21 protein-coding genes are annotated in these 19162 nt (G+C 32.5%); 11 read left to right on the top strand and 10 right to left on the bottom strand.

Annotation, left to right across the window (positions count from 1 at the left end; translation table 11 throughout):
* Positions 1-493 precede the first annotated feature (493 nt).
* The 10 genes from CLOCEL_RS01825 (at position 494) to CLOCEL_RS01785 (ending at position 8656) form a co-directional block, all read left to right on the top strand.
* Entirely contained in the window at positions 494-1336 is an 843-nt protein-coding gene (locus CLOCEL_RS01825) for a DegV family protein (protein WP_010075112.1), read from the top strand.
* Positions 1337-1341: 5 nt separating this feature from the next.
* Positions 1342-1791, top strand: a complete 450-nt coding sequence (locus CLOCEL_RS01820) for a PadR family transcriptional regulator (protein ID WP_010075113.1) — start codon at positions 1342-1344, stop codon at positions 1789-1791.
* Between the two features lie 92 nt (positions 1792-1883).
* Positions 1884-2063, top strand: coding sequence for a hypothetical protein (locus CLOCEL_RS01815; protein ID WP_010075114.1), 180 nt, complete (start codon positions 1884-1886; stop codon positions 2061-2063).
* A gap of 72 nt (positions 2064-2135) precedes the next feature.
* The gene (locus tag CLOCEL_RS23625; protein WP_010075115.1) at positions 2136-2267 is read left to right on the top strand and encodes a hypothetical protein; all 132 of its coding nucleotides are present in this window, start codon (positions 2136-2138) and stop codon (positions 2265-2267) included.
* A gap of 169 nt (positions 2268-2436) precedes the next feature.
* Entirely contained in the window at positions 2437-3450 is a 1014-nt protein-coding gene (aroF, locus tag CLOCEL_RS01810; protein ID WP_010075116.1) for a 3-deoxy-7-phosphoheptulonate synthase, read from the top strand.
* 15 nt (positions 3451-3465) lie between these two features.
* On the top strand, positions 3466-4320 hold the full coding sequence (locus CLOCEL_RS01805) for a prephenate dehydrogenase (protein WP_010075117.1): 855 nt from the start codon (positions 3466-3468) through the stop codon (positions 4318-4320).
* A gap of 395 nt (positions 4321-4715) precedes the next feature.
* Positions 4716-5936, top strand: coding sequence for a 3-phosphoshikimate 1-carboxyvinyltransferase (gene aroA / locus CLOCEL_RS01800; protein ID WP_010075118.1), 1221 nt, complete (start codon positions 4716-4718; stop codon positions 5934-5936).
* Positions 5929-7005, top strand: coding sequence for a chorismate synthase (gene aroC, locus CLOCEL_RS01795; protein ID WP_010075119.1), 1077 nt, complete (start codon positions 5929-5931; stop codon positions 7003-7005). The genes aroA and aroC overlap by 8 nt, the downstream gene beginning before the upstream one ends.
* Positions 7006-7019: 14 nt before the next feature.
* Positions 7020-8159 (top strand): prephenate dehydratase, encoded by a 1140-nt coding sequence (gene pheA / locus CLOCEL_RS01790; protein ID WP_010075120.1) that lies wholly within the window; start codon positions 7020-7022, stop codon positions 8157-8159.
* A complete protein-coding gene (locus CLOCEL_RS01785; RefSeq protein ID WP_010075121.1) occupies positions 8156-8656 on the top strand; it encodes a shikimate kinase in 501 nt (166 codons plus the stop codon). The genes pheA and CLOCEL_RS01785 overlap by 4 nt, the downstream gene beginning before the upstream one ends.
* A gap of 227 nt (positions 8657-8883) precedes the next feature.
* On the opposite strand, the gene CLOCEL_RS01780 is transcribed toward CLOCEL_RS01785, so the two are convergent.
* From CLOCEL_RS01780 to CLOCEL_RS01735, 10 genes are all read right to left on the bottom strand, one after another.
* Complete coding sequence (locus CLOCEL_RS01780) at positions 8884-9072, bottom strand: ferredoxin (protein ID WP_010075122.1); 189 nt, start codon at positions 9070-9072, stop codon at positions 8884-8886.
* A 90-nt stretch (positions 9073-9162) separates the two neighbouring features.
* The gene (locus tag CLOCEL_RS01775; protein WP_010075123.1) at positions 9163-10020 is read right to left on the bottom strand and encodes an Mrp/NBP35 family ATP-binding protein; all 858 of its coding nucleotides are present in this window, start codon (positions 10018-10020) and stop codon (positions 9163-9165) included.
* Positions 10021-10080: 60 nt separating this feature from the next.
* Complete coding sequence (locus tag CLOCEL_RS01770) at positions 10081-10893, bottom strand: YhfM domain-containing protein (protein WP_010075124.1); 813 nt, start codon at positions 10891-10893, stop codon at positions 10081-10083.
* Positions 10894-11296: 403 nt separating this feature from the next.
* Positions 11297-11887 (bottom strand): hypothetical protein, encoded by a 591-nt coding sequence (locus CLOCEL_RS01765; RefSeq protein WP_010075125.1) that lies wholly within the window; start codon positions 11885-11887, stop codon positions 11297-11299.
* A gap of 78 nt (positions 11888-11965) precedes the next feature.
* Complete coding sequence (locus CLOCEL_RS01760) at positions 11966-13249, bottom strand: DUF7922 domain-containing protein (protein WP_010075126.1); 1284 nt, start codon at positions 13247-13249, stop codon at positions 11966-11968.
* A 55-nt stretch (positions 13250-13304) separates the two neighbouring features.
* Complete coding sequence (gene rsmA, locus CLOCEL_RS01755; RefSeq protein ID WP_010075127.1) at positions 13305-14153, bottom strand: 16S rRNA (adenine(1518)-N(6)/adenine(1519)-N(6))-dimethyltransferase RsmA; 849 nt, start codon at positions 14151-14153, stop codon at positions 13305-13307.
* Complete coding sequence (gene rnmV, locus CLOCEL_RS01750; RefSeq protein WP_010075128.1) at positions 14143-14697, bottom strand: ribonuclease M5; 555 nt, start codon at positions 14695-14697, stop codon at positions 14143-14145. The genes rsmA and rnmV overlap by 11 nt, the downstream gene beginning before the upstream one ends.
* 360 nt (positions 14698-15057) lie before the next feature.
* Complete coding sequence (locus CLOCEL_RS01745) at positions 15058-16203, bottom strand: 3D domain-containing protein (protein WP_010075129.1); 1146 nt, start codon at positions 16201-16203, stop codon at positions 15058-15060.
* 254 nt (positions 16204-16457) lie between these two features.
* Entirely contained in the window at positions 16458-17534 is a 1077-nt protein-coding gene (locus CLOCEL_RS01740; protein ID WP_010075130.1) for a G5 and 3D domain-containing protein, read from the bottom strand.
* Positions 17535-17769: 235 nt separating this feature from the next.
* Positions 17770-18537, bottom strand: a complete 768-nt coding sequence (locus CLOCEL_RS01735) for a TatD family hydrolase (RefSeq protein ID WP_010075131.1) — start codon at positions 18535-18537, stop codon at positions 17770-17772.
* Between the two features lie 416 nt (positions 18538-18953).
* Here CLOCEL_RS01735 and CLOCEL_RS01730 point away from each other — a divergent pair, with 416 nt between their 5' ends.
* On the top strand, positions 18954-19151 hold the full coding sequence (locus CLOCEL_RS01730; RefSeq protein WP_010075132.1) for a cold-shock protein: 198 nt from the start codon (positions 18954-18956) through the stop codon (positions 19149-19151).
* Positions 19152-19162 lie beyond the last annotated feature (11 nt).

The following is a 19162-nucleotide window of genomic DNA, read 5'->3' as shown; positions in this document are numbered from 1 at the left end:
CCTAAAATTAAACATCATTTTTAACTATATTCTACCAAAGTATCGGTATATTGTAAATTATTTGAAACAGTATTTTGATTTAAGATTTTATCCCCCTATATCTATCATATATTACTTTCTCGCAATATATTACTATATAAATCAAGTTATTGCTGATATTATATAATTTGAACTTTATAGTTTAAAAAGTACCTGTAAAAAATTTCATGGATGGATAGGCTTTTCAATATATCCATAAGACTTTTTATATGCTTTCAGTAATAAAATTACGTACACAATAAATTAATTTAGGATACGTATGTGCTTTTAATATTTAGTAGATAATAAAAATAGTATGAGCAATATATTATCAGTACTGATATCATATCAACATTATCAATATTGATAATATTAGCACTTGTGATATAATCTAAATAGAAGATTTTTCACTTAAAATAAATAATTTATAAAGAAGTTATAGACATTAATAATTTTACTTAAGGAGGCGTATCGTTTGGAAAAAATAGCGATAATCACAGATAGTACATGTGACTTACCTAAAGCTGAGATAGATAAATACAATATAAAGGTTGCAAGATTAAAGGTTAAATATTCAGACCGTGAATATACTGATGGAATAGACATTACTCCTGAAGAAATTTATGCAAGACTTGATAAGGAAATTCCTACCACCTCAACTCCAACTCTAGGAGAAATAGATAACTTATTTAAAGAAGTAATAGCTGAAAATTACACTCATGCTATTGTTATTCCAATATCTTCTGGTTTATCTGGAACAATGAATAACTTTAGATTAGTTGCAGATGGCTACGATGAGATAGAGACTTTTGTTTTTGACTCAAGAGCATTATCACGTGCTGTAGGATTTTTATTAACAAAAGTTGGTGATATGATAGCAGAGGGAAAAAGTTTTAAAGAAATCACTTCTGAAATTCCTAAGCTTAGAGAAAACATGGAGCTATATTTTACAGTTGATTCCTTGGAACACTTAATTAAAGGTGGTAGAATCGGTAGAATATCAGGTTCTTTAGGACAACTGCTTAACTTAAAACCTATAGTTTCTATGGATGAAGAGGGAAAATACTATACAGTAGATAAAGTTAGAGGCTCAAAACAAGCCTTTAATAAACTGGTTAATTTTGGATTAGAACAATTAAATAATCATAAATGTAGAATCATGGTTATGCATGCAAATGTCCCAGAATCAGCACAAAAATTATATGATGCCTTCAAAGATCATCCTAACTTAACTTCAATCGAACTTGGAACCCTTAGTGCTGTAGCTGGTGTCCATTCAGGCCCTACACTATTTGCATTTGTTTATATGAGAGAATAAAAAAATTGCCAAGTAATTTATCTAAAAAGGATATAAAATTAGAAGAAAAGAGACTTTTTGAAGAATATAAAGCAAAACTTGCTGAGCTAAAAAAGACAGAAAAAGAAGAAAAAGCTGTAGGTCAAATCTTTACAAAAGGTCTCCTTCCTATCTACGTTATGTTTATACTTAGCCTTGGAGCCACCAACGGAAATGATATAGCACATAAAATTAGCGACCGTACAAATGGGCTATGGACTCCTAGCACTGGTGGTATATATCCTTTGCTAAAAAACATGGAAAAAAGTGGTTGGATAGTTGGCGAATGGGATAATCCAAAAAAGAAAACCCAAAAGATCTATTCCTTAACGAACCTGGGTCATAAGGAGCTACTAACAAAAAAATCATTACTAAAAGACAGAATTTTAGAGACTCGTGAAGTTTTTAATATAGTCTATACAGATTTATATAAATAAATCTGTATAGATTATTTATATAAATTAATTATAAGAATAAATCTCCTTCTTTAGTCAAAAATAATAAGAAACTATAAGAGAGGAGATTTATTTTGATAGCAAAAATATTAGAATTAAATGAATATTATGGTCTTTTATCCTTAGTAAATGGAGAGACAATAAGTGTCCGTACTTCTTCATTACCAAAAGGAAGTATGATCGGAGACAATGTTGCCATAGATATGAAGAATTATCACACTTTTGTCAATGATAAATTTATTGACTTTTTCTAATTTTGTGTTATTATGTACTTAAAATAATCATTTGATCAATCGAATGAAAATCTTGTAAAAGGAGACCTAATTATGAAAGCAATCATAAAAACTATAGTTTCTACAGTTGAATATTATTATTTTAGCTTGGGCTTTTATTTTAGCGCAGGTTATTTTTACTGTAGAAAATTTAATATAGCTTTTAATGAGTCGGTTGCTTCGTAGAAAGTCCAGTTTCCTTTTTATAGCAATTTAAAATAGATATGTAAAAGATATTTCAAGAGGACTCGTTAACCTACGAGTTCTCTTTTTATATATATAAATATTTTTATATAACAATTTTCCTATATAAAAATTAAACTCAAAAACAACAATACAAAAGGGGGCTTTTAAAATGGTAGTAGTATTAAAACCACAAACTTCAAGAGAACAAATGCTTGTTCTTGCAGAAAACTTAAAAAAACTTGGGGTAAACGTAGCAATAACAGAAGGAGTAACTGGTTATGTATTAGGAATTCTTGGTGATACAAGTAAAATTGATCAAGAAAGAGTTGAGTTATTCCCAGAGGTAGAAAAGGTTATGCGTGTTCAAGAACCTTACAAAAAGGCAAACAGAAAATTCCATCCAAATGATACCATAGTTGATATTTGTGGTAGACAAATTGGTGGCAACAAGTTAGCAATAATTGCAGGTCCATGCTCGGTTGAAACACCTGAACAAATAACATCTGTAGCTAATAGCGTAAAAAATAGTGGAGCAGGTTTATTAAGAGGTGGTGCTTTCAAACCAAGAACTTCACCTTACGCATTCCAAGGACTTGAAGATGAAGGTTTAGAGCTTCTTAAAGTAGCTAGAGCAAATACTGGACTTCCAATAGTTACAGAAATAATGTCGCCAAAATACGTTGAGATTTTCGAAGAAGCTGTTGACGTAGTTCAAGTTGGTGCTAGAAATATGCAAAACTTCGATTTACTAAAGGAAGTTGGAAAAATGTCAAAGCCTATTCTTCTAAAGAGAGGTCTTGCAAATACTATAGAAGAATGGTTGATGTCTGCAGAATACATCATGGCATCAGGAAATGAAAATGTAATACTTTGTGAAAGAGGTATTAGAACTTACGAAACTTACACAAGAAATACTTTAGATATAAGTGCTATCCCAGCAATCAAAAAGTTAAGTCATCTACCAATAATCGTTGATCCATCTCATGCAGCTGGAAGACGTGAAATGGTATTACCGCTTTCTCTAGCAGCAATTGCAGCGGGTGCCGACGGATTAATAGTTGAGGTTCATAATGATCCTGCTAATGCAAAATGTGATGGTCCACAATCATTAACACCTGAGCAATTCCAAGATTTAATGAATAGAATCAAACCAATAGCAGAAAGCGTTGGAAGAGAGCTATAATTTGGAGGTATTAAAATGTCTGACGGTGACTTTACTATTGCCATAGTAGGTTTGGGATTGATTGGAGGCTCAACAGCCTTAGCGCTTAAGGGTTTTAAAAACTGCACACGTCTTGGTATTGATATAAGAGAAGATGTGTGCAAAGCAGCTATGGAAGAAGATGCAGTAGATTTTGCATCCACAGACCCTTCTCAAATCATACCTAAAGCAGATTTAATAATAATCTGTATTTATCCTGACCCAATGATAGCATTTATTAACGACAATATAAAATACTTTAAAAAGAACGTAATTATTACGGATGTTGGAGGCATCAAGGAAGCTATAGTAAGTAAGATGGAAGCCTTACTTACAGATGATATGGAATTCGTCGGCGGTCACCCTATGGCTGGCAGAGAATTCGATGGCTTTGAAAGCGCAGATATTAATCTATTTCAAGGCGCTGGTTTCCTTATAACTCCATCGAGAAAATCTACTCCATCATCAATTGCATTAGTTCATGAAATAGCGAAGTATATTGGCTGCAAGAGAATCGAGGAAGTTTCTCCCAAAAAACACGATGAAATAATTGCATATACAAGCCATCTAATGCATGTATCAGCTGCTGCACTCTGCATGAATCCTCCTGCTGATATGACTCTAACTTTTACTGCTGGTGCTTTTAAAGATTGTACAAGAATTGCAAATATCAACGGCAAACTTTGGAGTGAGCTCTTTATTGAAAATAAGGAACCTGTACTAACGGAAATATCAAAATTTATATCTAATATAGAATTATTAAAAAAATATATAGAAGAAGAGGATTTTGACAGCCTAAAGGAGACCTTAGATAAGGTTAGGGGAATTAAAGAAGAATTGCTTACAAGATAAAGAAAATACGTGTAAACCTTTCTTGAAGAAGATACAATCTTCTCATTGAAAAAGGACTTATATATCAAACTGGTAACCTAATTAAATATATAGATATTCCCGTTAAAAATATACATTGATTTTATCAATAGTATATGAATTTAACGTATAAACATTATTGGAATTTATATTTATATAAATGAAAAAAACTTGCTATGATTTCAAATGAAACAGTTGCCAGTTTTTATGGTAATATAGTTATAGAATAGCTAAATTATTCAGTATTTAGTACAAAATTCATAACTATACCTATTGATGAAGAAAACAAATCGATGAATCGGATAGGTGATTCTTATATCTATACAATTTAAAAGACAGAGTTTGAAAAAATACTTGAAAATTAAGGTGGTGTTGTTTTGGAAATTACTATAAACCCGAAAAAATTATCTGGTAAAGTTATGGTCCCTCCTTCAAAAAGTGTTTCTCATAGAGCTATAATTTGCGCTTCCCTTGCAAAAGGCAAAAGCTTAGTAAAAAACATTAAATATTCTCAAGATATAGAAGCTACTTTAGATTGTATGTCTGCTATGGGCATGACTTATGAAAGATACGAAGACAGTCTTACAATAAACGGAATCGACGTATTTAATTCTAATGGCATTCTAAGTATGAACACTCGTGAATCTGGTTCTACTATTAGATTTCTTATCCCTATGGCTCTTTTATGTAGCGAAACTGTTGAAGTAACTGGCAGTGAAAAGCTTATGCAAAGACCTCTAAAACCTTACTTCGACATCTTTGATACTAAAGGCATTAAATATTCCTATGAAGGTAATAAATTAAAATTGTCTGGAAAGCTAACTTCCGGTACATACGAAATAGCTGGTGATGTAAGCTCTCAATTTATTTCCGGACTTCTTTTCGCCCTCCCTCTTGTAGAAGGAAATTCTATAGTAAAAATCACAACAGCTTTAGAATCCATCGGTTACGTTGACTTAACTCTTGATATGCTTAAAAACTTTGGAATAGAAATCATTAATAATGACTACAAAGAATTTATAATCAAAGGCAATCAAAGTTACAAAGCTATGGATTGCACAGTTGAAGGTGATTATTCTCAAGCAGCCTTCTATGAAGTAGCAAAGGTTTTAGGGAATGACATCCAATGTCTAGGACTTAATGAAAATTCATCTCAAGGAGATAAAGAAATTTTATCAATCGTTGAAAAAGTTAAAAATAATGGATTAAACGGAATAAAAATTGATGTTAAAGATATTCCTGATTTAGTTCCTATCCTTACAGTTCTGGGTACTTTCTGCAAAGGTACTACTGAAATATACAACGCTGCAAGAGTTAGAATCAAAGAAAGTGATAGACTTGAATCTACTACTTGTGAATTAAGAAAGTTAGGAGCTAAAATCACTGAACTTCCAGATTCTTTAATTATAGAAGGTACTGGTAAACTAAAAGGTGGCGTTGTTGATAGTTGGAACGACCATAGAATTGCAATGGCACTAGCTATAGCTTCTACTATTTGTGAAGAACCAGTGACAATAACTTGTGCTGAAAGTGTTAATAAATCTTACCCTCACTTCTGGGAACATTTTAAATCTATTGGAGGTAATATAAATGAGTGATGTATGGGGTCAAAACTTAAAAATATCTCTATTTGGTGAGTCTCACGGTGAAGGCATCGGTGTTGTTATTGACGGTGTACCTTCAGGACTTAAAATAGATATGGATTTTATTAAAAGTGAAATGGCAAGAAGAGCTCCTGGTAAAAACAAATTATCTACTAAGAGGAAAGAAGCTGACGAACCTAGAATCCTAAGTGGAGTTTTCAATGGAACTACAACAGGTGCTGCTATCTGTGCTGTAATAGAAAATACTGATACAAAATCAAAGGATTATTCAGAACTTAAAAAGAAGATGCGTCCTGGCCATAGTGATTATGCTGCTTATCTTAAATATGTTGGATTTAATGATTATAGAGGTGGCGGTCACTTTTCTGGAAGAATCACTGCTCCAATAGTTTTTGCTGGCGCAGTTGCAAAACAACTTTTAGCTCAAAAAGGAATTCGCATCTGTAGTTGGATAAAGAGTATTGAAGATATAGAAGATGTTTCTTTAGATAAAATTAATGTAGACGAAGTTCTTATGGATGCTGTACAAGGAAGCGACTTCCCTGTACTTACAAAAGAACTTGGAGAAAAGATGCAAGAAAGAATTGTAGAGGCTTCTATGGACTGCGACTCTCTTGGTGGAGTAGTTCAATGTGCGGCAATAAATATTCCTGGTGGTATCGGCTCACCTTTCTTTAGATCTGTAGAAAGTGTTTTAGCTTCCATTCTATTCTCCGTACCGGCTGTTAAAGGTGTGGAGTTTGGCGAAGGTTTTAACATCTCAAAGCTTCGTGGTTCACAAGCTAACGATGAAATGTACTATGATGCTGATGGAAATGTTAAAACTTACACAAACAATAATGGTGGGTTAACTGGTGGTATTACAAATGGAATGCCTATAACTTTTAATGTTGCTATAAAGCCTACCCCATCAATCTCTAAAGAACAAAGAACTATAGATATAGAAGCAAAGGAAAATACTACACTAGTCATACATGGAAGACATGATCCTTGCATTGTTCATAGAGTAATTCCTGTCATTGAATCAGTTACAGCTATAGCTTTAGCTGAACTAATTCTTTAAGAGGAGGGTTAACTGTGGAATTAAATGAATTGCGTAAACAAATAAATGATATAGATAAAAACCTTTTGGAATTATTCCAAAAGAGAATGGATACAGCTATTGCTATAGGTCAGTATAAAAAGGAACATTCAATGCAAGTTTTTGATGAGACCCGTGAAAAAGAAGTTATTCAAAGGGCAAAAACAGCAGCTGAAGATAAATATCAGGATTTCGTTGAAGCCTTTTATCAAAATCTTATGGCCCTTAGTCGTGAGATTCAAAGAGAGGTATTAAATGAATCTATAGATCTTCAGATAGAAACTTCATCTGATAAAACTGCCAAAAAGCCTACAGTAGTTTTTCAAGGAGTTAAGGGTTCTTATAGTGATGAAGCCCTTAGCTTATACTATGGCGATAATGTAAACACTATAAATGTCCAAGACTTTGAGGATGTTTTTGAAGAATTAAAAAAAGGTACTGCCGACTACGGAATCCTTCCTGTAGAAAACTCTTCCACAGGTTCAATAGTAGATGTGTTTGACCTTCTTGCAAAACATGACTGTTGCATTGTTGGAGAACAATTATTAAAGGTTGAACAATGTCTTCTAGGTGTTAAAGGGGCAACCGCTGAGGATATACGTGAAATTTATTCACATCCCCAAGGTTTTTCTCAAAGCACAGAATTTTTAAAGAAATTTCCTGATTGCTTAAAAACCCCTTATTATAACACTGCTATAAGTGCAAAATACGTTTCAGAGTTAAATGATAAATCAAAAGCAGCAATAGCTGGTAAACGTGCTGCTTCAATATATGGACTAGATATACTTGCTGAGAACATAAATACAAGTAATAACAATTATACAAGATTTATAACTATATCTAAAAAACTTTTAGTTGCAGATACTTCAGATAAAATTTCAGTAATGTTTATTTTACCTCATGAAAGTGGAAGCCTTTATAATGCCTTAACTTATTTTGCTAGAAATAATTTAAATATGCTAAACATTGAATCTAGACCTATGCCAAACAAAAATTGGGAGTACATGTTCTTTATAGATTTTCAAGGGAACTTACATGATCAAAGAGTAAAAAATGCTCTAGCTGACTTATCAGAAAACAGCATATATGTTAAAGTTCTTGGAAACTATAAAGCTGCTATAAATAAGGCACTATGAAAAATTTAATTCTTATTGGAATGCCTGGCTGTGGTAAAAGTACCATTGGCAAGCTAGCAGCCATGAAACTTGGCATACCATTTGTAGATGTAGATGAGTATATTGAAAATAAATATGATGCAAAAGTATCCGAAATATTTGAAAAAAAAGGCGAGAAATTTTTTAGAGATTTAGAATCTACTTGTATAAAAGAATTATCTGAAAAAACTGATTTAGTTATTTCCACTGGTGGTGGTTCTGTTTTAAGAGAAGAGAATATGATTAACTTAAAAGCTAACGGAGTTATCATGTTTATTGATAGATCTCCAGAAGACATAATTTCTGATGTAGATATCGCATCAAGACCACTTCTTGCACAAGGTAGTGAAAGAATCTACACTCTTTATAACGAGAGAATAAACTTATATACTAAGTACTGTGACCACCACATTACAAATAACAGTTCCATTGATACTGTAGTAAATACTCTTTTACTGCAATACATCGTAAAAAAGTAAAATCCACATTTCTATTAACAACTAAAATCCCCAACAGACACTTCAATAAGTATCTGTTGGGGATTTATAAGCATAAATTACTTGTGAAAGATAAGCACTATGTTATGAACAATTTCCTAATTAACTATGTTCTTTAAGATTATAAGGTTCTTACGAAGCCATAACCGCTTTGCAAAAAGGTTTCATTTATAGCTGAACAAAACCTCAACTAAAGTCTTACTTTTTTTCTATGACACTGAAATAGCATTAACAGGGCATGATTCTTCAGCCTCTTTTGCTGTATCCTCTGCATTTCCAGGTACTTGATCTACTATAACTCCAGCTTTTCCGTCATCTTGCATATCAAACACTTCTGGACATATAGATGGGCAGAGTCCACACCCAATACAAGTATCTTTATCAACATTTGCTTCCATATTTAATAACCTCCATGATAAAATAATCTACTAATTTATTATTACTCATTTAATTATTAACTATGCCTTTTATTTTAAAAATATCCAACTTTAATTTTTTATTGCTGTTAGGAAACCATGATAAATCTCGTCATAAATAGGCTCCTCTGAAATATAAGCTTCCGCAGTACCTTGTTCAAGGCTATCTGTTAACTTTGTATCTATAGGCAATTCTCCAAGGAATTTTACTCCTAAGGTTTCTGCATGCTCAATGGGATCTTTATTGCTAAATATTCTTGTCTTATCGCCACATTTTTCACAAATAATATATGACATATTTTCAACAGAACCTAAAATACTTATATTAAGTCTTTGTGCCATATTTATTACCTTCTTCACTATCATAGAAACCATATCTTGCGGAGTTGACACTACTACTAAAGAAGTAACAGGTATCGTTTGCATAACTGTAAGAGTTACGTCACCAGTGCCTGGTGGCATATCTATCAGAAGATAATCTAAATCTCCCCACTGAGTATCTCCGTACATTTGATTCAACATTCCAGTTATAGCAGGTCCTCTCCAAATAACAGGGTCCTCCTCATTATCTATCAGAAGATTTAAGGACATAACTCTTATCCCTAACTCTGTTTCTATAGGATTTAAAACTACAGCCTTTGTTTCTGGATCTTGAAAAGCAGTAGCTCTTTTTTCATTTATGCCGAAAAATCTAGGCATAGATGGACCTGTGATATCTGCATCTAAAACTCCTACCTTATATCCAGCCTTTTTTAATTTCGTGGCTAATATACCTGTAACAGTGGATTTTCCTACTCCACCTTTACCACTTATAACACCTATAATGTTTTTTATGTTTCCGTACTTAGGCATAAGCTTACCACAGGTACTTTCTTGATTATTCTTTCCCTTACAACTTGAACTACTAGCACAAGTATCACATGTTGACATTCTTATCTCCTCTTTTCCTTATACCACTAAAACAAATGACAAATCCAAGTGGAATATTTATTAAAAATCACTAGGTTCTTCTGTTGTTATATTGTAGTTCCAACTATTTCCTGAATATACATTTGATATCCAATAGTTTGTTATTATTCCAGTATCAACAGCTTTTATAGTAGCCTTCGCCTTAAAGGTGGCTTTTAAAGCATTATCTTCTGTAGAACTTTTATATCCAATAGTCTCAAATGTTAATTTTAAATTCCCCATACTAGCATCATCCTTGACCACATTAAGTTTACCGGACATTTGATTTGTGAAATTTTTAAGCTCTGTTGAATATATAAACTTTTGAACATCATCATCATCTGTAATGTTAAAACTTATTACAGAACTATTGCTATTACTACGATTATAAGTATCAACTACTTTTGTTATGCTTTCGTAATATACTTTATTAAAGTACTTCGGCTTTCTAATATCTTCTAAGTACGAAAATATATCTTCATCCAGTCTTTTAGAAACCTTGAATGAATTATTTTCATTAAAAAGATTGCCATCCTCACTACTACTTATTCCAACAACATAATTTAAGGTATCAACTATATCTGCAGCATTATATAGTTCAATAATATAATCTGTTTCTAGAGAAGTCTTACTTGTAGTATTCTCAGCAACTTCTAAAACCTTATACAAATTATTAATCTTTTCTGCATCAGTGATTATAAACCTAAGACCTTTATCTCTTGCATTTTTGATGATTATTTTATCTACATTGCCATCTTTCATATAATCGAAATATGTATTTTTAGTACCACAACCACTTAAAACAACAGCGATAATCACAATAAAAACCATCAATGTTTTTAAGGTTCTTTTCATCTTCAATTCCACCTTCCAAAGTAATACAAATTACACTATCATAACAAACGCCCATCTATAAGTCCCATAATTGAATCTACATGAAAATATGATATAAGAGTTTAGAAATCAATACAGTTATTGAAGTATCATTATTGAAATCTATATATAAATAAAAATAACCTATGAAACAATATAACGTCCTAAAAAGAGAAGTAGAAGGCTTTTTATAGGGCTTCTGCTTCTCCTTTTTACTTATTTAATTATAATATAACGATTCTTGTAAAGCAAATTCTTAACCTTGAAAATATTATCTTTGATGTAATCATATAGTAGAGTCAGTTCATTGACCTTACTTTAAATAGTTTTACAACCTCAACTGATAGAGGTATGTATCCATTACTAAGTATTTCATAACCTTAATCTAAATAGCCTTCCCCTCTAAGGTTACTTCCTTCAATATCCCTCTCAGTATTGTTTCTCTAGTATTATTATCGTCTGCCTCTTTTAGATAAAAGGATATTTTTAAATAAGCTTCATTACCTATAAAAAAATACTCACTTACATTGTAATCTATACCACTCTTATCTGTAAACTTATACTCTGCTACAAGCTTATTGCCATCAAATGAACCTGCATTATTAATATTAAAGTCCCCTCCTGATGGTATCTCTGATAAAACCTTTCCTTCTTTTATTTCTGATTGTATGTCCCCAATATATCTTATAGCTTGAACAGTTCCTGTAATTTTATTATCTTCTGAGAAGAAACTATTATAATACGTTAAACTCAAATCATTAATTCTTTTTTCTTTATACTGCCACTTGTGAGGTATCTTATAAGAAAAGCCTGTGTTTCCAGTCTTAAAAGTTTCAAGGGTCTTCAGATCATTATGTATCAATACAGAATTACCGAGTTTTCCTTGAAAAACCACTCCGAGCATCATAACCGCAAATGACATAATAGCTATTAAAAAAACTAATAATCCTTTTCTAGCGTTGCTTTCTATTCCCATTTTACACCCTCCCTCATCATTATTTTGGATTTACCACCTGTAGAACAGAAAAAGGGGCGCTTTATTTTCGCCCCAGTTTTAATTCTCCATAGGAATTACTACAGTAGTATTTTTGAAATCATAGAACATTAACCAGTAACCCAAATCATCATCTGAAGTCCTATCATTATCAACAGGTGCCCAAACCACATATCCAGTCTTACCGCCGAATGGTTGATCCATTATACCCTTCTTACCTGGAACTCCATAAACAATATATTTTAAATTATAATCATGATCACACTTGTAACCAATTAAAAAATGACCATATTTACTAAAGTAAGGATAATTATTTACCATAGGATAATATATTGCAGTATATTTTTTATAATCATTTGTGGAATACATATCTTCTATAGTTTCTATAGGAACCTTATACCACTTGGTTCTTTTGAGTTCTGGAAAGAAGTCATCGACTTTTCTAAATCCTTCTGTTAAAGAAGTAAAAAATTCTCCCATAGTGCCTCTTGGATAGTCCTCTTCATCAGACCTATTAGGAATACTTCTTTCATATTTCTCAAAATCAACAGGAGGCTCTTCCTTTTTATCTTTAAAACTATATTCAGAAAATGCCTCAATTTCTTCTTCATCGTCTTCTTTTTCTTTCTTTTTCTTTAACTTATCTAATTCTTCTTCTACTTCATCCCCTACTTCTTCTACTATATCAGTTATATCTTCTATTATATCCACTATATCATCTATTCCTCTATGCTTTTCCTCGTCTGGCTCAGCTTCTTCGAGGATATCCTCTTCTGCATCGTCTTCATCTTCATTAGTCTCATCTCTCGTATCAGGGGTTTCTTCTACCTTTTCTTCTTCTTCATCTTCTTGCTCTTCAATATAGCCTTCATCTTCATCAATGTTTCTTGTAGTAGGTTCTTTATCATTTTGAATACTTTCAAGAACTTCAAAGGACATCCAATCTTCAGGAATTTCCTTGTTTGAGAAGCCACACATAACTGATACAAGCTTTCCATCTTTAAAAATTCCGATAGCAGTTCCGCAGATTTTATCCATTGCTACACCTGTTCTAGCTATGTTCTCTACAGGATATTCTAGCACCATATCTGCTTTCCCAGAATCAACCTTCATTTTACCTAAGTCTATCAGCTTATCACCAACTTTTTTATCACATACCAATACCATGTGATAATCATCCTCTATTTTCTTTAAGTTTTGTACGTAAAAATTAACCTTGCACTTATTATTTTTAGTTTCTATCTTTACATAACCGTTGGGCGCTTTGTCACTTGATAGACCATAGCCTTTATCATTCTCTTGTAATATAATAAATAGCCTACTATACCGTTTTTTTTGGGTCAAAATAAAACCCCCTCATATTTATACATTATAAGTATATGAACGAGGGGGCAAAAAATTACCTATTATGTTTTTTTATCTGATTCACGCAGTTAGATAGCTTTGCAAATTCTTCAATTGATAGAGTCTCACCTCTTCTTTTAGGATCAATGTCCGCATCTGCAAAAGCCTTTTCAAGAAGTTCTTTCTCTAGTCCAAGTCCTTTCATACCATTCCATAGAGTTTTACGTCTCATATTAAAGGAATCTCTAATAATTCTAAAGAACAACTCTTCATCCTCAACTACCGCTCTAGGTGCTGGAAGTTTATCTAACCTTATCACTGTTGAATCAACCTTTGGCTGTGGTATAAAACAGCTTGGTGGTACTACTCTTACTATCTTAGTATCACAATAATATTGAACTAACAGTGTTAATGCCCCATACTCTTTTGAGCTTGGATTTGCATTAATTCTATCCGCTACTTCTTTTTGAATCATTACAGTTATAGATGTAAAATTATATTTTTTATTTAATAAATCTGTGATAATAGGTGTTGTAACATAGTATGGTAAGTTTGCAACTATCTTTACAGTATCTTCGCCTTCTATAAGTTCATTAAAATCTACCTTCGTAGCATCTTTATGTATCAAGGTAAAATTATCAAATTCCTTAAGTTCTTCTTGTAATATAGGAATCAGTGAACTATCAACTTCTATAGCAATTACTTTTTTTGCTTTTCCTAAAAGTTCTTTTGTAAGAGTCCCAACCCCTGGTCCAATTTCTATAACCACGTCATTTTCATTTACTTCTGCACCGTTGACAATATCATTTAAAACAGAGTCGTCGGTTAAAAAGTTTTGTCCTAGACTTTTTGTAAATTTAAAATTATATTTTAATACTATATCCTTAGTCGAATTATTTGCCATTTTTCGTCTCCTCATTAATTTTATTCATGGCTACCATAAATTCTTCCTTAGTAACCCCAAAATTATTTAACCTTTTTAAAAGTTGATTTGCATTTCCATAGCCAATCCTAAGTTCCTTCCCTAATGCTTCTCTCCTTACTTTAGCATCTGGATCAGCAGTGAGTTTAAAGAATATCAAATCCTCTATATCAAATTCTTCTCTTTTTTCTTTCATCTCACATTTTGCATTTTCAAGAGCTTTAATTATAGCAGCAGGTTCTGCATTCTCAACACCAATATCTCCATCCTTAGTTCCTTCAATTCTTGAGATATACGCATGCTTAACCTCTGGGATTCTTTTTGAAATTATCTTTCTTATTTTTTCTCCAGCAAAATCAGGATCTGTTAAGACTATTACTCCTTGTCTTTTCTGTGCTTCCTTTATCTTTTCAATAACCTTTGCATTTATTCCAAAGCCGCTTACAGATATAACTTCTGCATCCACGGCTCTTTTAACAGCAGTTACATCATCTCTTCCTTCTACCACTATTATTTCTTTTATCATTGATTCTCATCCTTTTAGTGAATATTTTCTATATTCATTTTGCTAATTGTAATATAGAAATACTTATGGAATTATTCTATCCTTTAGAAAAACCCTATTATAGCTTACCATAGTTGGCTAAAAAATGCACATCCCTTGATTTTCTGTAATCTATAAGCTCCATTATTAAACCTTCATCAAAACTCTATGTACATATTGATGAATCAAATTACATATAAAAATTCTTTATCGGAACTTATATATAACGCATTAGCGGTTAATTCTATTTTTTAAAGTTCTTTCAGTAATAAGTCAAAAAATAAAATAAGGAGCGAAACTTGCTCCTTATATAATAAACATCACATTAACATGAAATGTATTCTATTCTAATACATATACTTCTACGTATCTAACACCCCAACTATAACATTCTTTTAGAGTATTAAAATATACATCTATCTTTTTACTTTTTATCGCTGAACCAGTATCAGCCGCTATAGCATATCCATAGCCGGATATATAAAGTTTGGTTCCTAGTGGAATTACTGACGGATCTACTGCTACAGTGCTATATCCACCTGGATTTCTACTAACGGGCAATCCAGAAGCTGTTCTACTTCCTACACCAGGATTACCAGCAGTATAAGCTGTCGATATCATCGTATACTTCCTTGAATATGAAACATCATTTGTTCCTCTTGAAGTGACTCCACTTTCTACAAGATTTGGCTGTTCTATTGTAGGACTTGGCCCAGGTGTTAAAACACCAGCACCTCCTTCACTAACAGTATTGCCACCTTGAGGCGATTCCGAGTTTTCAAAATCCTGTAATTTTGCTTCTGCTTCCTTTTTCTTAATGTCATCAAGAGTTGCTTTTGATGATTCTATCTCTTTAGCTTTTTGGCCTTCCTTTTCTTGAAGTTGCTTTGATAAACCATTTGCTTTATCCATTTTAGCTTGTACCTCACTTAGGTACGTCTCATTTTGCTTTTTAGTATCTTCAAGTTTTTCATTTTCTAAAACTAGTTCATCTTGCCTTTGCTTTGTATTAGCTTGCTTATCCTTTAATTGTTCTAAAATGCCTTCGGTGCTTTGTCCTATTTTTTGGATGACCTTGACCTTTTCAAGTAAATCTCCTAAGCTAGATGAAGAAAATAATATCTCTATTATCATATTATTGTTATTCTTGTACATAAGTCTTAATCTTTCATAATACTTTTCTCTAGCTTCTTTTTCGTCTTTCTCTGCTGTTTCTATATCAGCAATAGCTTTATCTATATCAGTTTGGATTTGGTCCATTTTTTTATTATTTGCGTCTATGGTAGCCATGGTATCAGCTATTTCATCAGCGTACTGATCTATTTGTCCTAATAACTGATCTTTTTCTTTTTTAAGGTCATTTAATTCAGCTTGCTGTGAATTAATTTGATTTTGTACATCTTCAGAGCTTTGCACTGCTTGTACATTCGTACTAAATAACATAGCTGTTACACACAATGCTGCAATTGCTTTCACTGATTTACTCATCTTATTTCCTCCACATTACATCTTTTGAAGATAATAAGAAGTTCTGGAACAGCTCCAGTGACGGAACTGTTCCTAGTCAAGCTAGCTCTTTTACTTGAGCACACTTCTGGAAACTACCTCAATTTCAAAGGAATTGTCTTAATTTCTAAAGAATTTTTCTAAAGTAATTAACACTTCCTTAAGCTGGAACGATTCTTAAACTGAGATATTTTGTATAACTCTTAACTCTCCAGAAACTTCACTTTACTAACTTCTTATTCCAGTACATAGACCTCAACGGATCTAATACCCCAACTTGTACATTCTGCTATGGTATCAAAATACACATCTATTCTGTCATCTACTATTGCTCCACCAGTATCTGAAGCAATTGCAAGTCCGTATCCTGAGATGTATAATTTGGTGCCAAGCGGAATTACTCGTGGATCAACGGCTATAGTACTGTATCCACTTTCATCATGTACGACATACTCTCCCGTTGCAGTCCTGTCTGTCAAACCTTCTTGTTGCTTTGAATAAGCTGTTGCTCGCATTGTTAAAACTCTGCTAAATGCATATGGTATTGTTTCACCACGAGAAGAAACTACTTGAACTTGTTTTGGTTTACTTCCCTCGCTTATTACCTGATTTACAGGTTGCAAAGTAATTTTTTCTGCTACAACTTTTCTAGACACTTCAACCCCGTCTTCCAAAGATACCAGTTCTTCAACGTCTTTATGTCCAACTTGCCCATCTTGAACAACTCTTCGTTCTCCAACATAAACATTTGGATCATTTTCTGTTACGACTTGGTAATCTAATTGCTGACTTTTAGTTTCTACCCTTGTATCCATTCTAGTTATGTTAACTATTGAACCTTCTTCTAAAGGCTCTTTAATGTCTGGTATTATTCTGTCATTACTTCGAATTGAGCTTATGTTCGCATTCTTAAAGGTGTCTAGACATTCTTCACTTTTCAGTAAAGTATCTATGTCGTCTTGTGCTGATTTTATCTTAACCTGTTTTCCATCTACGTTGATTGTAATATTTACTGCTTTTTTAATATCTACGATTTGTCCATCCTTTATTTTTGAGTCTAAACCTGTTGAAATAATATCCTCTGGTGCCAATTCTATATTAGCTTCGGTTAAGATATCTTTTAGGTTGCTTTTGTAGGTTACAACCTCTATCGGGTTTTCGTCCACCATAAAGGTGACATTCTTTCTCACTTGTCCAATAATGATAATTGGACTGATAATTAGTATCAGGAGCAAGAAAAAGATTACTGCTTTAGTACCGTTTGAAAAATTTCTAGTAGCTTTTTCAAAGGTAGTTTTAATATTGGTCAGCATAATAATTCCTCCTCTTGGCAGAAACTTAGTTTACATTATAGCCAATATAACTGTCCTTTGTCAAATTTCTTGTTTAAAACACGAATCTTTGACCTAAATTGCAGCTATGACTAGTATAGCCTCAAGGGTTGATATTAGTGCCTTTACAGGATCCAAAATGCTCCAGCCTATTATATATTATTCAAAGTCACTGAAATTTATAACTAGTGACCAAGAAGGTTATTAACATATTATATCATTTACCAATTTTTAGCAAATCATAAGAATTAGAAATCAGTCGTTTATTTACAGTTTCTTCCTCTATGTTTTTAATCTCTGCTATTTTCTTAATGACATAGCTTATGTAATCAGATCTATTCCTTTCTCCTCTATATGGAACAGGCGTCATATAAGGCGCATCAGTCTCTACCACCAAATGTTCTAGGGGTATTTCCTCTACTACCTCAACGAGTTTTCTAGCATTCTTGAAGGTTAATACTCCTCCGATGCCAAGATAATAACCTAGTTTAACGCATTGCCTCGCCATTTCCACACTTCCAGAGTATGCATGAACAACACCTTTAACCCTTGGAAACTCCTTTAGGATTTTTAGAGTATCCTCATGAGCTTCTCTATCGTGAATAATTACAGGTAAGTCTAATTCTTCTGCTAGCTTCATTTGATCTCTAAGTGCTTTTTGCTGCACTTCTCTTGGAGGATTCTCCTCCCAATAATAATCTAGCCCGATTTCTCCTATAGCTAAAACCTTTGACTCTTTTGCCAAATTTCTTATAATCTCTAAATTATCTTTATCCAATTGATCTGCATGTTCTGGATGAATTCCCACTGCTGCATAAAAACAATCATATTTTTTCGCAAGTTCTATAGATTTATAAACCCCATCCATGGAAGCTGCGCAATTCAATATGTTTTTAACTCCATTTTCTGTTATCTCTCTGATAATTTCTTCTCTATCTTCGTCAAAAGCGTCATCATCATAATGAGCATGAGTGTCAAAAATCATTCCCTCTGCCTCCTTATTTACCTTGAAAACGTTATCCATATTATATCATATATTTTTCAAAATCTTAAACTTAGAAACTTTCTATTTTTTTTGATGAGCCTTAAATTAGTCTATTTTCCTCCGTTTATATCAACTTTCCTCCTTTGATACATATTATTACATTTTTCTTGAAAATATAAACTGATTTTTTCGAAAATCCACTTAAATTTTTATATAAAATCATTAAAATATAAACCATTTTAATCGAATTTTGTAAAGGTTTTAATACTTCAATATAATTTGCAAGTTCCCAATAAATCGAAGAAGATTTTCCTGTATTTTTGTTATTATACTCAAAGGCTTCAAATCAGTATAATGCATAAATAGATGAAAAGATGGAAATACCATATATGCATTAGATTTTAGGAGGTTTTTTCATGCAAGGTAATGTAAAATGGTTTAATGGTTTAAAAGGTTATGGCTTCATCACCTCTGATGATGGCTCAGAAATATTTGTTCATTATTCTGGTATCTCTGGTGAAGGCTATAAGTCTCTAGAAGAAGGTGACAAGGTTTCCTTCGAAACTGCTGAACACAATAACAAACTTCAAGCAGTAAATGTAAAAAAAATATAGAGTAAGGATTA

The sequence above is a fragment of the Clostridium cellulovorans 743B genome (assembly GCF_000145275.1).
GTDB classification, from domain to species: Bacteria; Bacillota; Clostridia; order Clostridiales; family Clostridiaceae; genus Clostridium_K; species Clostridium_K cellulovorans.
This window is presented reverse-complemented; position numbering and strand designations above follow the sequence as displayed.

Coding starts and splice junctions, on each gene's coding strand:
- CLOCEL_RS01805 (WP_010075117.1), top strand. CDS start 3,466: ATGTCTGACGGTGACTTTACTATTGCCATAGTAGGTTTGGGATTGATT.
- rnmV (WP_010075128.1), bottom strand. CDS start 14,697: ATGATAAAAGAAATAATAGTGGTAGAAGGAAGAGATGATGTAACTGCT.
- CLOCEL_RS01770 (WP_010075124.1), bottom strand. CDS start 10,893: ATGAAAAGAACCTTAAAAACATTGATGGTTTTTATTGTGATTATCGCT.
- CLOCEL_RS01780 (WP_010075122.1), bottom strand. CDS start 9,072: ATGGAAGCAAATGTTGATAAAGATACTTGTATTGGGTGTGGACTCTGC.
- rsmA (WP_010075127.1), bottom strand. CDS start 14,153: ATGGCAAATAATTCGACTAAGGATATAGTATTAAAATATAATTTTAAA.
- CLOCEL_RS01735 (WP_010075131.1), bottom strand. CDS start 18,537: ATGATTTTTGACACTCATGCTCATTATGATGATGACGCTTTTGACGAA.
- aroC (WP_010075119.1), top strand. CDS start 5,929: ATGAGTGATGTATGGGGTCAAAACTTAAAAATATCTCTATTTGGTGAG.
- CLOCEL_RS01730 (WP_010075132.1), top strand. CDS start 18,954: ATGCAAGGTAATGTAAAATGGTTTAATGGTTTAAAAGGTTATGGCTTC.
- CLOCEL_RS01740 (WP_010075130.1), bottom strand. CDS start 17,534: ATGCTGACCAATATTAAAACTACCTTTGAAAAAGCTACTAGAAATTTT.
- CLOCEL_RS01745 (WP_010075129.1), bottom strand. CDS start 16,203: ATGAGTAAATCAGTGAAAGCAATTGCAGCATTGTGTGTAACAGCTATG.
- aroF (WP_010075116.1), top strand. CDS start 2,437: ATGGTAGTAGTATTAAAACCACAAACTTCAAGAGAACAAATGCTTGTT.
- CLOCEL_RS01775 (WP_010075123.1), bottom strand. CDS start 10,020: ATGTCAACATGTGATACTTGTGCTAGTAGTTCAAGTTGTAAGGGAAAG.
- CLOCEL_RS01765 (WP_010075125.1), bottom strand. CDS start 11,887: ATGGGAATAGAAAGCAACGCTAGAAAAGGATTATTAGTTTTTTTAATA.
- CLOCEL_RS01785 (WP_010075121.1), top strand. CDS start 8,156: ATGAAAAATTTAATTCTTATTGGAATGCCTGGCTGTGGTAAAAGTACC.
- CLOCEL_RS23625 (WP_010075115.1), top strand. CDS start 2,136: ATGAAAGCAATCATAAAAACTATAGTTTCTACAGTTGAATATTATTAT.